General features: G+C 34.9%; 24 protein-coding genes. 3 read left to right on the plus strand and 21 right to left on the minus strand.

From position 1 onward, the window contains the following. Positions 1-16: 16 nt before the first annotated feature. The 11 genes from gp17 to IGL32_RS08080 all read right to left on the minus strand — a co-directional run bounded on the left by gp17 (position 17) and on the right by IGL32_RS08080 (position 7447). Entirely contained in the window at positions 17-409 is a 393-nt protein-coding gene (gene gp17, locus IGL32_RS08030; protein WP_002363373.1) for a tail completion protein gp17, read from the minus strand. Then, positions 406-744 carry an HK97-gp10 family putative phage morphogenesis protein gene (locus IGL32_RS08035; protein ID WP_002388190.1) on the minus strand — a complete coding sequence of 113 codons (339 nt, stop codon included), beginning with the start codon at positions 742-744 and terminating at the stop codon, positions 406-408. Before IGL32_RS08035 ends, gp17 begins: the two co-directional genes overlap by 4 nt. Next, positions 741-1016, minus strand: coding sequence for a hypothetical protein (locus tag IGL32_RS08040; RefSeq protein WP_002378454.1), 276 nt, complete (start codon positions 1014-1016; stop codon positions 741-743). Before IGL32_RS08040 ends, IGL32_RS08035 begins: the two co-directional genes overlap by 4 nt. Then, positions 1013-1345, minus strand: coding sequence for a phage head-tail connector protein (locus IGL32_RS08045; RefSeq protein ID WP_002363369.1), 333 nt, complete (start codon positions 1343-1345; stop codon positions 1013-1015). Before IGL32_RS08045 ends, IGL32_RS08040 begins: the two co-directional genes overlap by 4 nt. Positions 1346-1415: 70 nt before the next feature. Continuing rightward, on the minus strand, positions 1416-2312 hold the full coding sequence (locus tag IGL32_RS08050) for a hypothetical protein (protein WP_002363368.1): 897 nt from the start codon (positions 2310-2312) through the stop codon (positions 1416-1418). A 13-nt stretch (positions 2313-2325) separates the two neighbouring features. Beyond that, entirely contained in the window at positions 2326-2961 is a 636-nt protein-coding gene (locus tag IGL32_RS08055; protein ID WP_010710204.1) for a DUF4355 domain-containing protein, read from the minus strand. A gap of 122 nt (positions 2962-3083) precedes the next feature. Next, complete coding sequence (locus tag IGL32_RS08060; RefSeq protein ID WP_002388191.1) at positions 3084-4010, minus strand: minor capsid protein; 927 nt, start codon at positions 4008-4010, stop codon at positions 3084-3086. Then, positions 4003-5487 (minus strand): phage portal protein, encoded by a 1485-nt coding sequence (locus IGL32_RS08065; protein WP_002388192.1) that lies wholly within the window; start codon positions 5485-5487, stop codon positions 4003-4005. Before IGL32_RS08065 ends, IGL32_RS08060 begins: the two co-directional genes overlap by 8 nt. After that, positions 5487-6770, minus strand: a complete 1284-nt coding sequence (locus tag IGL32_RS08070; protein WP_002398613.1) for a PBSX family phage terminase large subunit — start codon at positions 6768-6770, stop codon at positions 5487-5489. The genes IGL32_RS08065 and IGL32_RS08070 overlap by 1 nt, the downstream gene beginning before the upstream one ends. Beyond that, a complete protein-coding gene (locus IGL32_RS08075; protein WP_002364295.1) occupies positions 6751-7185 on the minus strand; it encodes a terminase small subunit in 435 nt (144 codons plus the stop codon). The genes IGL32_RS08070 and IGL32_RS08075 overlap by 20 nt, the downstream gene beginning before the upstream one ends. Before the next feature lie 31 nt (positions 7186-7216). Beyond that, entirely contained in the window at positions 7217-7447 is a 231-nt protein-coding gene (locus IGL32_RS08080; protein WP_002364294.1) for a hypothetical protein, read from the minus strand. 762 nt (positions 7448-8209) lie between these two features. Here IGL32_RS08080 and IGL32_RS08085 point away from each other — a divergent pair. After that, complete coding sequence (locus IGL32_RS08085) at positions 8210-8881, plus strand: hypothetical protein (RefSeq protein ID WP_002398611.1); 672 nt, start codon at positions 8210-8212, stop codon at positions 8879-8881. On the opposite strand, the gene IGL32_RS08090 is transcribed toward IGL32_RS08085, so the two are convergent. From IGL32_RS08090 to IGL32_RS08125, 8 genes are all read right to left on the minus strand, one after another. Beyond that, positions 8874-9683, minus strand: a complete 810-nt coding sequence (locus IGL32_RS08090) for a hypothetical protein (protein ID WP_002388196.1) — start codon at positions 9681-9683, stop codon at positions 8874-8876. The two genes, IGL32_RS08085 and IGL32_RS08090, sit on opposite strands and share 8 nt — an antisense overlap. 632 nt (positions 9684-10315) lie before the next feature. Next, positions 10316-10732: an ArpU family phage packaging/lysis transcriptional regulator gene (locus IGL32_RS08095; protein WP_002388198.1), complete on the minus strand. Its 417-nt coding sequence runs from the start codon at positions 10730-10732 to the stop codon at positions 10316-10318. A 907-nt stretch (positions 10733-11639) separates the two neighbouring features. Continuing rightward, complete coding sequence (locus tag IGL32_RS08100; protein ID WP_016616996.1) at positions 11640-12047, minus strand: RusA family crossover junction endodeoxyribonuclease; 408 nt, start codon at positions 12045-12047, stop codon at positions 11640-11642. After that, the gene (locus tag IGL32_RS08105) at positions 12044-12901 is read right to left on the minus strand and encodes a helix-turn-helix domain-containing protein (RefSeq protein WP_430600032.1); all 858 of its coding nucleotides are present in this window, start codon (positions 12899-12901) and stop codon (positions 12044-12046) included. Before IGL32_RS08105 ends, IGL32_RS08100 begins: the two co-directional genes overlap by 4 nt. Then, entirely contained in the window at positions 12901-13101 is a 201-nt protein-coding gene (locus IGL32_RS08110) for a hypothetical protein (RefSeq protein ID WP_002357010.1), read from the minus strand. Before IGL32_RS08110 ends, IGL32_RS08105 begins: the two co-directional genes overlap by 1 nt. A 4-nt stretch (positions 13102-13105) precedes the next feature. Then, a complete protein-coding gene (locus IGL32_RS08115) occupies positions 13106-13747 on the minus strand; it encodes a putative HNHc nuclease (RefSeq protein WP_033626201.1) in 642 nt (213 codons plus the stop codon). A 4-nt stretch (positions 13748-13751) separates the two neighbouring features. Next, entirely contained in the window at positions 13752-14486 is a 735-nt protein-coding gene (locus tag IGL32_RS08120) for an ERF family protein (protein WP_002385820.1), read from the minus strand. After that, positions 14479-14796 (minus strand): hypothetical protein, encoded by a 318-nt coding sequence (locus IGL32_RS08125; RefSeq protein ID WP_002357007.1) that lies wholly within the window; start codon positions 14794-14796, stop codon positions 14479-14481. The genes IGL32_RS08120 and IGL32_RS08125 overlap by 8 nt, the downstream gene beginning before the upstream one ends. A gap of 219 nt (positions 14797-15015) precedes the next feature. Here IGL32_RS08125 and IGL32_RS08130 point away from each other — a divergent pair, with 219 nt between their 5' ends. Then, complete coding sequence (locus IGL32_RS08130) at positions 15016-15570, plus strand: hypothetical protein (RefSeq protein WP_002357006.1); 555 nt, start codon at positions 15016-15018, stop codon at positions 15568-15570. A 284-nt stretch (positions 15571-15854) separates the two neighbouring features. On the opposite strand, the gene IGL32_RS08135 is transcribed toward IGL32_RS08130, so the two are convergent. Next, positions 15855-16193 carry a hypothetical protein gene (locus tag IGL32_RS08135; RefSeq protein ID WP_002357003.1) on the minus strand — a complete coding sequence of 113 codons (339 nt, stop codon included), beginning with the start codon at positions 16191-16193 and terminating at the stop codon, positions 15855-15857. A gap of 36 nt (positions 16194-16229) precedes the next feature. Further along, on the minus strand, positions 16230-16439 hold the full coding sequence (locus IGL32_RS08140) for a hypothetical protein (RefSeq protein WP_202494157.1): 210 nt from the start codon (positions 16437-16439) through the stop codon (positions 16230-16232). A gap of 54 nt (positions 16440-16493) precedes the next feature. Between IGL32_RS08140 and IGL32_RS08145 the strand changes: the two genes are divergently transcribed. After that, entirely contained in the window at positions 16494-16682 is a 189-nt protein-coding gene (locus IGL32_RS08145) for a YegP family protein (protein WP_002357001.1), read from the plus strand. The last annotated feature ends 17 nt before the right edge of the window (positions 16683-16699 follow it).

Consider the following 16699-nt stretch of genomic DNA (forward strand, 5'->3'; position numbering starts at 1 on the left):
CGAGTTTCCTTCTTTCTTATTCAAATTCTAACGTGATGTCAAGTACACCGTGTGCAAGGCTCGTACCAAAATTGGTTGTATTTTCATAAATTACTTCTGTGCTACTTTCTGTCACTAACCAATTAAAGTTCTTAGTCTGATGCAATTCATGAACGATTTTTCGCACATCGGCTAATACTTGATTTAATTCTCGACGTTTGTCGTCATGATCATAAACATGAATCATAATATTTGTTGAACCTAACGTTCTTGTTTTTGTTTGTCTATCCTTAGACCATTGTTCACCTAAGAAAACAAACGGGTAAGAAGCGTCGTCATCTGGCAAATGCCCATAGGTTTCATAGCCTGTTTGCTCCAAAGTGACAAATAACGCTTCGTAAAGTTCTGAATACGGGTCTTTAAAGGTCATTTTACTAACGCCTCCATATTATCAAGAAATCTTTTAGCTGCTGCTGTTTGCCCTTTTTTCATATAGAAACGTCCGTACATATAACGCGTTCCATATTCTACATATGCTGAATAGTCAGCCATCGCTTCAACTTCGCCAGTCATTCCGTCATCTTTAATAGAAGGTGTCTCACTTCGTTTTAAGTATCCACTTCTGACTGGTGTTTCTTCTGCAATTTGATTTGCCATATAAGCAGTATCATTTTTGACGACCTCTTTTACATCGTCTAGCTTTTTCGCTTCTTCAATCGCTTCGATTAAATCATCCAATCCTGAAATATCTACTCGGTAAGTCATCGATATTCGCTTCCATAAACCGAAGTTCCTTTGCTAACACGCAAATTTTTAACAACGGTAAATTTTCGATTTTTTTGTTCTTCTTCGTCGTAGTATTCAAGAAATCCTGAACGAATAGCTAGGCGGTCTCTAAAACGAAAAATGACCATCTGCTCCTTTATGTTAGGGAAAATGGTCATTTGTTTTTCCGTTCCGACTTCGGTTACATTACCTATCAGTTTTTCCGAAATTAGCTCGTGTTTTTTGTTGTAGTAATCAATACATGTTCTCATAAAAAGGACACCTTCCTTTTACGAATCAAGCCTTGTTCTTCAAGATAATCGTTAATCTCATCTTGAAATTCCCCGAAGTCATCCAAATTATAAGAGATTGTTTCTTCTGATTGAGAGTGTTGTTCCATGCCTTCAAAACCTAAACGGTTATATCGTTTCACTACAATTGACGGAACAATATAGTCCAATTTTTCTGGTATTTTATCAGCTTTCAATTTTACTCGCAGCTGTTTTTCAGTAATGTCCCAGATTTTGATAATTTTTGCCTTATCTTTTTCGTAGGTATCCTCTGAAATATCCAGTAGTACGCGATAATCTGAAAGAGTCATTTTTTCACCTACTCTGCTTCAACAACTGCCCCATCTGCCGTTGGTGTTACCTTTTTAACGGTCGGGGCGCTTACTTTGAATCGTAAGAAACGTAAATGGCAGGACGAGCTTTTTCAGTTACGATAGCATCATAATAGTTTAATCCTTTGATGGTATCTCTGTAGCCGTCACGGTCTTGTGAAGCTGGAATTAGATCAATAGAGTTGTATTTTTCAACTGGCGAACAAACCATCAAAGGCACAAGAATATAATTAATTTTCTTCGTAGAATCTACCTGTAAACGAGATTTTGCAACTTTTTGAATAATAGTATCGGAACCGTCTAACTGCGCAACTTTACGGTTAATACCTGAAATTTGTTGCTCGTTCGTAGTAAATGTTTTTGAAACACCTTTTGCATTTTTTAATGCTGAATAGTAGTCAGTGGATGCAAACATAATAAACGGACCGACAATTTCTGCATCTGTCATATACGCTTCTGCTGCGTCATAAGAAGCTAAAGAGTTTTCTGTAGTAATGGTTTCTTTTACCGTTTTTCCAACGTATTTTCCTTCGCTATCATCATCCGCAGCCTCAGCAAATGCCGCTTCTAATAAGCGTTGTACAGCAGTTCGATCTTTTTCAGGAATCGCAATTAAACGAGTATGCTCTTCCACAAGCGCTTGAACTTCGTAGGAAGCATTTTCTGATTGATCTAATGTGTCTAAGTCATAACCAAACCAACGCTCTTTCTCTAATTTGAACGTTTCTTTTGCCACATCAATTTTAGAACGTTTATTGTCTTCGTTACGTTTATAATCACTAGCAGTAAAACCTTTCATTTTGTTGATGCGGACTTCTTTTGCGCCTACAAAATCCGCTTCAGTTACTGCAGCAGCTCCACCTTTCAATAAATCCCAAACTTGCGAACCTGCGGCAAATTCTTTGTCAATTGCTTTTAAATCTTTGCTATCTAAAATAACTGGCATAATTTTTCATCTCCTATTTCTTTTCTAAATTTTTAGTCAAATTGCTGCGCCAATCGGTCTCTTTTGTTGCTGTAGCAACGTTTACAGTTTGACCTTTCAGCAATTCTTTTTGGATACCATCTCTAGCTTTTGAAATAATTTGTTTTAATTCGTCTACAGCTTTCTTTGTATCCTCGTCTGTATCTTTCACAAGCAATAAATCGGCTTGCGCAGCACTTACGTAGTCGGAAAGGCCATTCTCGGATAAATCATTACGAACAGATTCGGCACGCGTTAAACGGTCAAGACGAGCTTGGGCTTCCTTTTCTCGTTTTTCCGCTAGTGCTTCTTTGTCAGCGGCTTCTTGTTCTTTCGCCTTAACACGTTCTTCCGCAGTCATTTGCTCGTAAGATTTTTGCTTTTCCCAATCAGATTTTGCTTGCTCCACTGCTTTCTTAGTTTCTGCTGCAATCATTTTTGATACATCTTCACGGGTAAAAGTCTTTCCAGTTTCTTTTCCGTCTGGATTTTCATTTTTGGGATTTTGAGAATCCTTTGTCGATGAATTCCCAGATTCGTTTGAATTGTCAGAGTTTGGCTCATCAGAATTTGGCTCATCTGCAAAAAATTGTAAATCCATCGGTAATAATAAGTGTTTTTCTTCGTTCATGTTAAAACCTCCAGCCATTACGTGGCTAATCGAAATTAATAGGTTACGCCTATCAATCGAAACAGCTTTCTCTTTAACGCCTGTAAGCAGTAAGAAGGCAAATAAAAAAAGCCTAACTTTCGCTAGAACTTTTTGTCTTTATAAGCAGGTGCAGTACTACACCGACACCAGTTGTGAATAGGACTTGCATTGATTCCTGGGCTCATTTCAGAAACCTTATGTGGATTTGCACTTGCTATTCCTACACAAATAGGACAAGCGCTTGGTTCTACAATTAGATTGTATTCTTCATACCCATATTTTTCGTAGCTTTGCTTTTGTACTTCGCTTTGTATTCTTGCAGATTCACTAATCATTAGCCGACGTGCGACATAATCAGCCGTTTCCTTTCCTCGCAAGCTGTCAATCACAACTAATCTCCGTAGCTCTCTAGCCAGTACATCTGGATGCTTACCTGCTGCTAGCCCAACTGTTAATAAGCGATCGATACTCGCTTTCAAAACATCTTGGTTTGCCCACAAACGTTGAGAAAATGTCGCGTTATGAAACGACCCCTCAATAATCGCTTTAGTAAACAATCGATAAGTTTCTTCGGAAAGAACAGACTCGCCTAATATCCCCGCTTGTCGTACAAACTCCGCTACAGATTCCTCTGTTAACATTGCTGTAAAATAGGTCTGTAGCTGATTAGTGTTGTCTGTTAAATACAAACCTATTTTCGATTTTAAAAGCTCTAAACGATTAACCTTCATAGTTAAATTGTATAACCTTAATTGCTCGTTAGCTTCTTTTGAAAAATCTCTTGTTTGTACATAACGTTTCGCTTTTTCCGCGAAAATTTGTACGTCATGTTTACTTGCACATCGTTTCGCTTCATCAATGTTAATCTTCTCTTTCCCTGCATAAGCGACGTAAAACTGTTGAATTTCTGCTTCTATCGTTTTCCATAACTGTAAATACCGTCTATGAATTTCTTGTTCGTAATTCACATGTCGTTTCAGCATTTCTTCGATATGTTTTGCTTCTCGTTCCGCCCAATAATTACTCATGTTCTTCGGTCACTTCTTCCGTAGTTCGAGTAAATTTACCGAAATCAACTTGTGGATTTAAACGTTCTTCCGTTTCTTCGTCCTTTATACGTTCCATTTCTTGAGTTACGTCAGGAACAATCGATAATACGCCTAATTGCGTTTCTCTTGAAACAATCCCTTCAAGTTTTTGTGCAGTTTCCGCTTCGTCTTTAATATTGCGCGGAATATTAAAGTCAAAAGTGTATTCTAAATTAAACCATTCCTTAGCTTTATTGGCAGGTACATTCGTAGGCAATGAAAAAATCATTTTGTACATTTGCGCATATGCTTTTTTAAACTTCCTAGCTTTCGCTTGTGCTAAATTCCTAGGATTTTGCATTTTAAATTCTAGCGAAATCCCAGAAGCGTTATTGCTAAAACTTTCATCGTTTGCATTATAAGTCATAGACATTTGATAAATTAACCGCTCTAATCGGTCTAATAGATTTTCTTGTGTTGTATCTGAACTAGGTTTATCTAAAAAATTAATATCTACCGATTCGCCTTCATTTAAAGGCTCAGCACTATTAATCACTCGGTTATCACGTAAATAGGAAGCGACGTTTTCGTCAGCTAAATCTACCCCTATCATTTTTAAGTAGGCATCCGCAAAATAACTCACGTCGTTCGCTTTTTCTGATAGAGCTTCGTTGTAATTATTAATCAGCGACCACACAGACTCAATACGTCCTTGTCGTTCGTCATTTTCCATAAACTCAATCATAGGCACTTCACCGTACGGATTAGCGATTGCCTCTTTTCCACCTAATAAATAAGACAAGGCTTTCTGAAAAACGGTTGGTCCTCTCTTAGTTTCCAATCGTTTAGAAGTCTTGTCTTGTGTAAAAATAAACGTTTCTGTGCTATTTTGTGGATAAACAGTTGCCGTTAACTCGTCCCTTGTCATTTTGTTGTAAAGAACCGCAAACATAGGCGCTTTTAATAAGTCATCTGCGTAAACAATGAATCCTTGTGTAGGTTTTAAATAAGTTACACACGTTTCCGCTTCTTCGTTTTGATATAAAAGCTTATAAGCATGTCCATAAATAGCAGTTAGCTTAGAAAGCTCCGCGTCGTTGTCTTCTTCGTCGTTTCGTTTACGGAAATCTTGAACAAATTCTTTTACCTCACCATCTGGATGAGTAATCTTTGTTGGTTTACCGTTAAAGAAAGCTGCAGAACTGTCTACAACATAACGGGCAAAGTTGACTGCAATTCGATGGTCAGGTTTTCCAATTCCTTTATTTTTTTGATAATAAATATCATGTTGACCGTTGTAGAGCTTTTCTAATTCTTCGTAAAACCCAATTAATTTCCGATGCTTATTAATGTATTTATCCACCAAGCGTTCGTCAATCTTTGCGTTTTTATCACAATAAAAGACACGATTTCCTAAAAGGTCAACGAATTCACGTATTTTACTTTCAGTATTTGGTCTACTTACTTTTTCTGTCATTAAATAACCCCCTTCACGCTCTGTAGCTTAATTCCTCGTGCTTTTTTACTACGATGTTCTACTGCGTATCGTAAAGCATCTATCACGTGATTATAGCTATCAATAGGTTCATTGGTGTACTCCCCTGTTTTCTTGTCTTTAGCCCATGTGTAGTTTTCTAATTCCTCAATCAGTTTTACGCAACGATCGTCTACGATTATCTCATATTGCAATAAAAAAGAAAGCCCCTGTCGTATTGAATCAGGGCCTTTCTTAGCTGCACGTATTCTAGTAATTCCGTTCTTCTTGATTTCTGCAATAGATTTCTTTTCAGCTGAATCTGCAGTGATAACTTCTTTTGCATAGCCTAAATCTTTAATAACCGTTGAGATTTCATCATTCAGCAAGCCTTTTTTGACGTATTCTTCAAGAACATAAATACGTTTGTTCTTCTCGTCTACCTTTGCATGCACAAAAGCGGAAGGGTCGTTTACATACCCAAAGTCTAAGCCAAAATCTGAATCAATCTGTCTTAACAGTTCGTCGTGCTTGTCTAATCGTTTTCTCTGATAGTTTGGAAATACAAGTTTATCTAGCGTAGCAAATTCTCCTAAAGCATATATGCGATAATACGCTGGGTTTCGTTTGGCTAAATCCTCAATCACCTTTTTATTTTCACTATCAAGAAACCGATTGTCTTTATAGGTGCTGTGATAAATACCCGTTCTTCGTTGATCGACTTCTGCTTCCTCATCAAAGAAAGATTTATATACCCAGTTCAGTTTAGAAACTGGGTTAAACATTAAAAAGATTTGACGTTTCACATGCTTACGTTCACGTAAACGCAAAGTAAGCTGTGTATAATCTTCTAGTGTAAATTCTGTTGCTTCTTCCATCACGACGTCAGACAGCCCTTTGATGGATTTTATTTTCTCTGGGTCATCCATTCCCTTGAAAAGAAACTCTGCGCCGTTTGGTAACGTGATTCTAAAATCAGTGTTATTTACTTTACACTTGTCTAGCAGTCCCCAATCAGAAAGACACGCTTTCACATCCTCGAAAATAGAGTCTTTTAAGCTACGCCCTACTTTTCTTGTAAATAAAATCTTTCTTGGTTTCTTCCATCTTTGACATGCTTTAAAAACAACCTTTTGAACGACACCGTGACTTTTGCCAGATGAAGCGCCGCCCCAATAAACCTCGGTGAATTTAGAATAATCCACCAATCGATCATAAAACGATTTGTTAAAAACTCTTGACGGGAAGTTAAACTCTAAAACGATATTACGTTTCTTCGTCTGCATCCCACTCACCAACCTTAATCACAATATCGCCCGTTTGTAAATCGACTTTATCAGTGAACAGCGCATGACGTTTACCAAGAAGCTCGGCTGCTTTTAAACGGTCTTTTGCGCCCACATCGATGTCTACAACGGCTTGTGCGCCTTCGCCTACACCAATTAGCGTGGCTTCTTTGTACTCGCCACGCATAACAGCTGTTAGGTACTCTAGCACCTCTTGGGCATCGGCTGTTCGTTCGTTTTTCAGTTCTGCGAGGCGTTCGTCTATATAAGCTCTGAGGTCAGGTTTAGTCAAGTTTTCCTGTCCTATCTGCTTTGCAGTCTTTTCGCTATATCCCGCTCTGATAGCAGCCTCTTTGGCATTTCCTGTCTCGATGTAAAAGTCACAAAATCGTTTCTGTTTCTCGGTCATTCGCATGTTATTCACCGCCTTTCTGTCTAATAATTTATCACTTCACATACATTTCTATATTCTCTTGTATATGCTTATCTTTCCAACTACCATAACCACAATAAACTAGCTTGCACGCATCAATTTCCTTCGGCGTGGCTTCTCTCGTCATTTCAACAATAGATGCATTCTTTTTTATCTGCACAGACATTACAACACGCATTGAAACAGTTGAGTGCTTCGGCTGTGGATATTCATGTGTTAACGATACATACCAATAGCTTTTCATGTTCTCTCTCCTAATTGTTTTTATGTATATTTGTTTATTGTAAGACAAACGCTTCAATTCCTGTTATACTCACTGCAAGACAGCAACTCCTTTTTGCTTCATGTAACACTTCCAGTTATTTCAAAACATAATCTGCTGTCTGGCCACTAGATATTTTATCTGGTGGTTTTTCATGCGAAAACAATCCAAATATCCGACAAAACTTGACAGCTGTGTTACACTTGTTTTAGGTAGCACTCTTTCATAATAGCTAAAGTTCATAAACTACAAGTGACACGAGATTTTCACTAACGCTACCTAGCCACTAGATCCCATTTCTAGTGGCTTTTTTTGCACAAAAAAAGACCACTCATTTTTATTGAGTAGTCTAAAGATTTATATTAGACTGCCTAGCCAATCTAACACTTATTTAACAATACTAGGTTACTAGCCACTTTATCCTGTTTCCGCAGGCTGGCTAATTCTGAAAGGAGGTGAACCGATCATTAAAGTAAGAAACATTTATTGACGATTTTTATTTAAGCAGCAAAAGTTGCTTATTGACATGACAGGAGTCGAACCTGCATATACTTAATTAAACTCTCATCAATTGAGCTATACAACGATATTAAAAAACAAAAAATTCTTCATTATAAAAAGTCACCGCATAAGCGATGACTAAAAATTCAACTCATATAAATAAAACAATATCGAAATAAATTATTTACTATTAATCTTCCTAATTATATAATGTAATTATTAAATATAATTAGGAGGAATCTTATGCAATCATTAACATTGAAAAGAGTTCAAAAATTTGATATTAGTCAGCCAATATCACTTTCAGATGACAACAACGTACTAGGTACTATCGCTCCTGACAGCCCAAAAACTTTGACTGTAGAATCAAGAATATTTAAAGTATTCAATGCTACATTTATGGAAACTATAAACGAAAGTATCTTTGTACTTAACGATGACGCTGAATTACAAGCTATTAATGAGTATAAGCGTTCAGAAGTTTTTAAAGTTTTTTATGACACCACAGACAAAGTCTTATATTCCACAGCACCATCAGCGATATCTCGTAACTTCTTCAAAACACTAGAAGAGACAGAGCCCTCTAAAGTTAAACTTAGCAATTTTATTTTTGATTTCAAAACAATCCAAACTAAGTTAAATTCAACAAGAGGGATTGCCTTTACCACGGAAGAAGAAGGTGTTCAGAAAAAACGCTTCACTGGCGATAATGTAGAGGCAAATCAAGAAGCTGGGGAAGCATTGACTGATGACACTGCTACTTTCCTAATAGGTAAAATGGATATTTTACAGAAAGAACGAACTATTGGATTTACTAAGGCTGGGGCACTATTAATGTATAGTTCTCTAAATGATATTGATAATGAGAATCCTTTTTTGAACGCAGCACGAGCTATTATCAAAATAATCAGCTGACTTTCCCTAACATAACATAATCCTTTAAAACTGTATCAACTTTTGTTATATCTTTTGTTGTAAGTACAATTTTTTTGTTAGTAGTCTTGAAATTGACTCCATCTATTTTAAAAGATAGATCGAATTTTATATCTTTAGGTTTATCGTAAGTTTTAATTGTTAGTAGGTAAAAAGGATTTTTTTCCATATTTAAAGATACCGTATAGTAGGATTTTTCCTCATACGGTTTTTTATCGTAATTCGATTCTTCCGAAATCACCTTAAGAGTTTCTTCTATTATATTTCTGTAAAAAGACCATTGTTTACGTACATCTCTATGTGAAGTTTGTGATTTAAATATAATAGTCATTGAAAATCTGTCATCTACATATTCATTCCATCTCAAATCAAACTCTGCTTCTATTCCTCTGTCATTCTTAAATTTAATAACTCTAGACTCTTCTTTTTTGTTATCCTTCAAAATTTGAATACTTTTACTTTTTAATATTCGGTATAACTCTTCTTTTAACTTATTAGTATTCTCAATTGAAAGCCCAGGAGTTCTGTAACTCATTTCCCAACGAACGGTTTTAAAGGAAAAATACGTCCTAAATTTATTAACCCAAAAAAACATGGTATTTGAATTATTATAAATATAAAGGATAAAGCCGCTTAGCAAGCTAATCAAAGTAGTAGTTAATTTAAAGATGTTTTCCTTCTGCTCCCTATCAAAAAAGCTTGGAACTAGTGTACACAGAGAAACGACGAAAGCTATCATGACAATTATATTCAATATCAATTTGCCTAAAGAAGTTTTTTTCATGTAAAACACAGCCTTCTAAATGATTTTATGCAATTATATCATACCTTAAGTAAATCTTGAAAGATTTCATTCTATTTCCGTTTATGAAATAATAAACGCCACAGCCGATGAAGATTTGACTATGGCTTGATTTTCTTTACACCCCGTCCACAAGCTGTAAACTAGGTATTTACCGGCGAATGATTATTAAGCTACCTATAGCAATGATCGCTGTGATTTACATGACAGGAGTAGAACCTACACAAGCAATCAAGTACCATTAAAGATCTGTAGAAAAAGAGAGAGGAATTACACCCCATTTCTTTTAGTTTGAGAACGTCTGATTTGTGAGTGATCATTTGCAAACTACATACCGCTATCTTGACAAGTGCTTTCAGCGTACGTCTACGTGTAAGCTTAATGCCAAGTTTATTGCAATATTTGGCTACCTACGACTAAACGAGACCAAAAGAACTGGACTTTCCACATCCTTATTCTTTATTTTTTTGTAGGTAGCCTCAAAAGATAAGCGAAACGGAGCTAAGATAGGTAATGCATGCCTTACCTCGTTTCCTTATCTTTCGACACTACCATAGTAACATCTAAATATTGATAAAAACCGCCAACTTTCCGCAAAAAAACCGCCAAAAATTTTATCTATAGGCGATTATTTTTCCATTTCGATACGCTTCAGCAAATTCAATTAAAGCTTCTGATTTCATACGTTGAATACTTCTTTCAGAATATCCAACTTCTCTAGCAATCTTGTAATTAGAGTAATGATCCTGCACACAAAAACTGTAGTGCAGAATTTGTCTACTAGTCAAACTCAAAGCCATAAGTGCAGATAAAATTGCATCTCTTTCTGCTTCTGCATCAGCTAATTGTACCAGTGCATCTTCTGTTTTGTTTCCGTGTCTTTGGCTTTTAGGCATCTCTGTAATAATTGGTGATTTTAAATCTATCAAAGAACGACCAGCTATTCGCTCTAAACGTCTAAAACTCTTCAACACATTTCTAGCATTCGCTTTTGTTTGTCGAAAATCTACTTCTTTTAACAATAGAATCAAGTGAAATCGCTCCTTTTATGGTATAATAATTTATAATAAACATATCATCATTTAAGAGTTGCTTAGCGGAAACTAAGTAGCTTTTTTTATTTATCCAAACATATATAAGAAATGCTTATTCTTTGCTCATCAGCGACTCTATATGATATAAATTATACTAAGAATACTATTCCAATAGCTATTCACTTCTCAGCCAGTCGGCGGAAACCGACTGGCTATTTATTTATCAAAATATTCATCACTCATACATGTTTGTAGTCAACAAATTATTGGTTGACTATAAAGAAAACAATAATAATTCTACAATATTTTACAATCTTCCATTCGTCATCTTTCACATCATCTTTATTCATTTGATATTTTCCATCTAATAAATATTTTTGGCATAGAAGGTATTTTCAAATCTATTTTTCAATGGTATAATCACTTTAACTTTCTTGGGGATTTTATTTATGAAATAAATTTCCTCCTTTTCTACATTAACTTCTGGTAAACAGTTAATAGTAGTACACGTCTCTGCAAGAGATTTATTGTCGATTTTTAATCGGCTTTTTAATAGCACTTTATTTGGGGAAAGTGCTAACTCACACCTAAAGAACAACTGGCGGAAAACAGTTGTTTCTACCACATAAGTCAGCTAGTGGTCAGCTGGCTTTTTTTGTTGCCTTAAATTTCATAGTAATGTATTATTAATTGTCTCTATCTGAGATGAAAATGTATCTATAACTAGCTAGCGGAAACTAGTTAGTTTTTTTATACTATTTTTTATTGGTTTTAAAACTACTTAGCCTTTTTATATAAATGTGAACGTCGAATAATTGAATATTAAATTCTTTAAATTTAAGCATCTTCTTTACTCGCTTTCTAACCGAATAATTCTCTTTGATCTGTTTACCCGTTTTACCCACTACACTTGTTCCTCCAAACTTGTAATTTCTAGTTCTGTTCGTGGTCGCATACTGTACAACTTTTGACAAACCATTACAGCAATTTGACCATCGTTTTTATATAAAATACCTTCGGCAGCATCAGTGACTGCTTTGAAATAATTATCCAAGTCAGGTTTCTTATCGCAATATTTCCGCTCTAATTTCACTTCTAAGCGTTTCTTTTTAGAACTTAATAGTATTTTAGGGGTAGCGATGTAAAACGTAATATGCGCAAAAATAGCCCCTTTTTCAATCAATTCTGGTTTTGCCTTTTGTTTATAGGCACCCATAGCGCTATCTTCATAGGTTTGGACATAATTCCCACGTCTTGCAAACCTCGGGCGACTTTGCAGTTTTCGTTCAATTGGCAGGATAATTCGCATCATTTCCCCTCCAAGTATTCTTTTATTTGCCTATCAAGTTCAGCTTGCTTTTCTGGTGATAGTTTCTCCTCTTCTTTTTTTGGTTCATTTACCCAATCTGGCAACTTCTCTTGTCTAACTGGATTATTTGAATATCTTACTTGCGTTACCGTTTCAGACAAGTCGTATTCATCGTTAAAACGTTCATCACGTATCCAGCGGAACAATTCTTGTGGATGATACCAGTCGTTTAATTTGATATACTTAAGATAAGCTTTGTATCCTGTTTTAAACCGTTCGAAGTCTTCATCTGACTTAATTTTCTTTAAGAATTGCTCTTTGGCTTTTTTCTTATTGGTTTTCTTCGGATATGTTTTCCAAACCTTTTCAAATAATTCAGACATGGTTGAACTTTGTTCAACACTATATATATTCTTTGTATTATTCTTTGTATTATTAATTAATGTATTATTCTCTGTGAAGTTTTCTTCACTAGGGGTAGTGAAATTTTCTTCATCCCCCTCCTGATGATTTTTTCCATAGGTGATGAAATTTTCTTCACTAGGGGTGTAAAATTCTGTATCAGTTGGATACGGTAAGATATAGATATGTCTCCGATCTACCATTTTGCTGTTTGGCTTATAAAAAATTTGCATTTTTATATAGTTTCTTTCTTCTAACTGTTTCAGCCATGAAATAATTGTTCGCTTGCTAACGTTATACAGATTTGCAAAATATTGATTCGTTGCCCAACAATAGCCTTTTTCATTTGCTAATGCCGTTAGCTCTCCATACAATAATTTTGCATTCCCATTTAAGTGGTTATCATAGCGAACAATCGCTGGGATAATGGCGTAATATCCTCTATGTTCATTCACTAGTTATCCTCCTCATCAACAACGACCGTATAAACATATTTATGCTTAATTTCTCCGTTAACGACTTTTTTTATTGTTTGTGCTTCAATAGCTATTCCTTTACCATTTCTTGAACCGATATAGACAAATGCTAATAGTTCAAAAAATAGTTTTTGACTCGATGTTAATTGCCTGTATTTTTCAAGTAATTCCTCTACCAAACTGTTAACCTCCGATATTCAACTTCTTACGTTCTTCAACGTTTAGTTTTACTGGTTTAATTTGATACTTGTTTAAAAAGTTCTTAGTACCTATCTGATGTTCTTCTTGATGATGTTGACGACAACCAGCGTAAAAAGTAAATGTTTCGTGATTAATCTTTTGACGATTTCGCCCCATACCGACTACCTCGATATGACAAACATCGGCATGTTTCCCACAAATACAACACTTACGGTATTTAAGGCAGTAATAAAACCATTTGTTATTTTCTAGCAAGTATTGGTATCTCTTTTCTAGTGGTACATCATTTTTCAAAATGAATTCGATTAAAAAACTAATCCATTCTGTTGCTTCATATCGTGTAGCCTTACTATGTTCAAAATACACGCCACTTTTAGCTTCGTAGTAATACTTTAAAACTTCCTCTATCCATTTGGGTTCGTCATAACTCCAACGAGCTATATCAGCTATTAAAACGTGAGAAAGTGCATTCTGTTTTTGAGACATTTGTCGATTATCTAATAGTTCAACTTTTACTAAATTGTCATCGTTGTTAGCTAGGAGTTTGAGGAAATTCGAGTTGATCTCATCCTCAAACTCAATCGCCAATTTATTTCCTTTGTGTTTTATGATTTTTCCAATCATTCAATCACTTCTTATCTTCTTGAACCTTCTGCCTAGATTCATAAAAATTTATCCACTTCGCAAGCAATTTAGAAATAACACCATAATCATAAGCACTATATTCTTCAAATACTTTTTTAGGATTCAAATCAGAATCATTTATAGCTAACGATTTCACAGCTTCAAATTCTTGCCCTGCCAGCTCGGCTACTCTACTAATTGATGCGTTCAACATATCAATTTGCCGTTCAGTAATTGCAGTATTTTTTAACTGTTCTTTTTGGTATTTATCAGGATCGTCATCATCTGTTGCGATATTAAAAAATTTCAATAAAAAATATTTTTCCGCATACGTTAGTGCTTTTCCTACACCCTTTTCTCCTTCAATATCTACTCCTTGGCTATACCATGAACAAGCAACAATCTCAGAAGGATTATGAATATTAATCCATGTCATCATTAACTCTAGCTCTGTAAAATACGTTGTACGTTTTTTGGCTACAGGCTCTTTCTTTACTTTATCCGCTTTCCATACCTCATCTTGTGATTCCCGAACTTGATGAGCAACAATTTCTGGCTTCAAAATTAATCCAACTTGATTTATGACTGTATTTAATGCGGATAGTACATCGCTTGACCCCACATAGCTGTACTGCTGGCCACGTTTACTTTTTTGAATATATGGTGCTTTTTGTCTCACATACGCTAATTTTTGATAAACATTCAACTTAGAAAAATCTGTTTTGGTTGCTTCAGCCATTCAATAAGCCCTCCTTATATCTTTTTCCTGAACTCACATATTCAATTAAATACACGTTTTCTTCGCCTAATTCTTCTATCAAATCAACGATTGTATCTTGTGTAGCAATTTTTTTACAGGTGAGTACTGGTTGTCCTGTATAAAGACATTTCATTGCAAAAGTTAGCTCAAACACACCGTCTTCATCAGCAATTTCATTTCCAAAACAATCAGTAGTGTCCACTGGATCATCTTCATAGGTTTCCTTATATAGTTTTTCAGTCGGCTCTGTTAAATATCTATCTAGTACATTAGCTTCTCTACGATTCATTCACAAAACCTCTTTTCTGTGTTAAAATTTTTCTAGTATAATTTTGTATGCGACTATTTGTTTGGCGGCTTAAGTCGCTTTTTTGTCGTCATGCGACACCTCTGCGCTCTTTTTATTGCTGGTACCATAAATCAGCAATTTTTGGGGCTTGCTTTAGTTTTTCTTTTCTTGTCATTTAATTCTACCTACTTTCTTTGCCATACTTTAACTTGAAAGGTGATGAATAATTTGAAAAAATATTTTGATGTTTTTGTAAAATGTGTAACTACTATCGGAGCTTTATTTGCTATTTGGAATGTGATGCAAAACAACAATCAAATAAAAAAAGTTAATTATGAAAATGAGCAAAATATAAAGTTAGAACAATCAAAAAATATTTCTGTTTGGAACAATGAACAATCAAATAAAAATAGCCCCATATCGCTCGAAAAAATTCCAAATGTGATAGCTAATAATTCGAATCAAGCACCAGTATATAAAGTATTTGTTATTTCTATTCCTAATAAAATAGACAATGATTCATTATCTAAAAAAGTATCTTTCGCTTCAGAATTTAACAGCTATAAATATTTAGAAACTCTGCCGCCAGGAAAAGTCGAATTAAGTCTTCCTGTTTTACCAAATGCTATGGGGGGCATTCATGGTGTACCTATAATATTTTTTACGGATTTTAGAAATGTTGAATGGTATAGGGATCAACAAGGGCGCCTCATGGAGTATCCCAAATACGAAACTTTTTTAAATAAAAATGGAATTAATCCACCATATCGTTAAAAATTGTCAATATCGCTAAAACAATTAATACAATAGATGCAACCGAAATTAATAAGCCGACAGAGTCATATAAGAAATTTGTAGGACTTTTCTTTATAATATTTATCCATGACACTAGCGAATCCCCTATAAAAAATGCCATGATTAACAACATTGATATTAAAAACGTTCCGATAAATTTTTTCATACAGAAGTACCTACCTTTAATAAATTTGAAATACTCCTCTCTTATAAACAGCTTGGAGTATTTACTTTTTTTGCTTGGTTTAACTTTTCTTTTCTAGTCATTTCAACTCACCTCGAAAAATCTTCGATAATATATCCATCAAATCGTTTGGATCATCTGTGACAAAAGTATGTGTATTTTTAGTCGTAGTTTCTGTTGCAATACCGTACATCTCCTTTAATAAACGATGTTTTGGACAATCACAATCTGATTGTTCCAGTTTTTCTTTTGTTAGTGTATATTGGCTATGTGCAGCAATGGCTACTATCGTGCCTTTTCCAACTTGAGATATTGCCATCTCTCCTTCTAAATCGATAGCTGCCAAAGATAAAGCTACATCTTCTTTCTGGCATTCTTTTGCTAGTTTTTTAATCAATTTTTGAATTTTATCGTTCATTTTGGTATACTCTCCTTAGTTCATTTTGTATGTGTCCTAATCGTTGGCAGACGATTGGGGCTTTTTATTTTGTTTTTTTTGAAAATGCTGATACTCCGCTTCATCCCAGTTGAAAAACCAACGGATAAAAAGAGGTACACTTATTGTTGCCAACACTGGAACTGAAAAGTGGCTTTTCAATAACACACCTAGCGCAATCATCAATAAAAATGCGCCTATCAATCGTGTTTCACGTATTACTTTCATATTTACCCTCCTATAATTTTTTTGATATAATTCAGTTGAAAGCGGGGTGTCAAAATGTTTTTTGTAATAAAGAAAGCTTCTAATAAAAAATACTATTTTGTAATTAAAACCGAAGAAAATGAAGTAATCGCATCAAGCAAGACTTATTACTATAAATCTTCTGTTTTAGAAATTATTGAATCCATCAAAAGTGATATGGATCAAAAAGCTATTATTGTTGACACTACTTTTAACTGGGGATAAGTTAAGGCTTATCCTTT

The sequence above is a fragment of the Enterococcus sp. AZ035 genome (assembly GCF_050548325.1).
Classification (GTDB): domain Bacteria; phylum Bacillota; class Bacilli; order Lactobacillales; family Enterococcaceae; genus Enterococcus; species Enterococcus faecalis.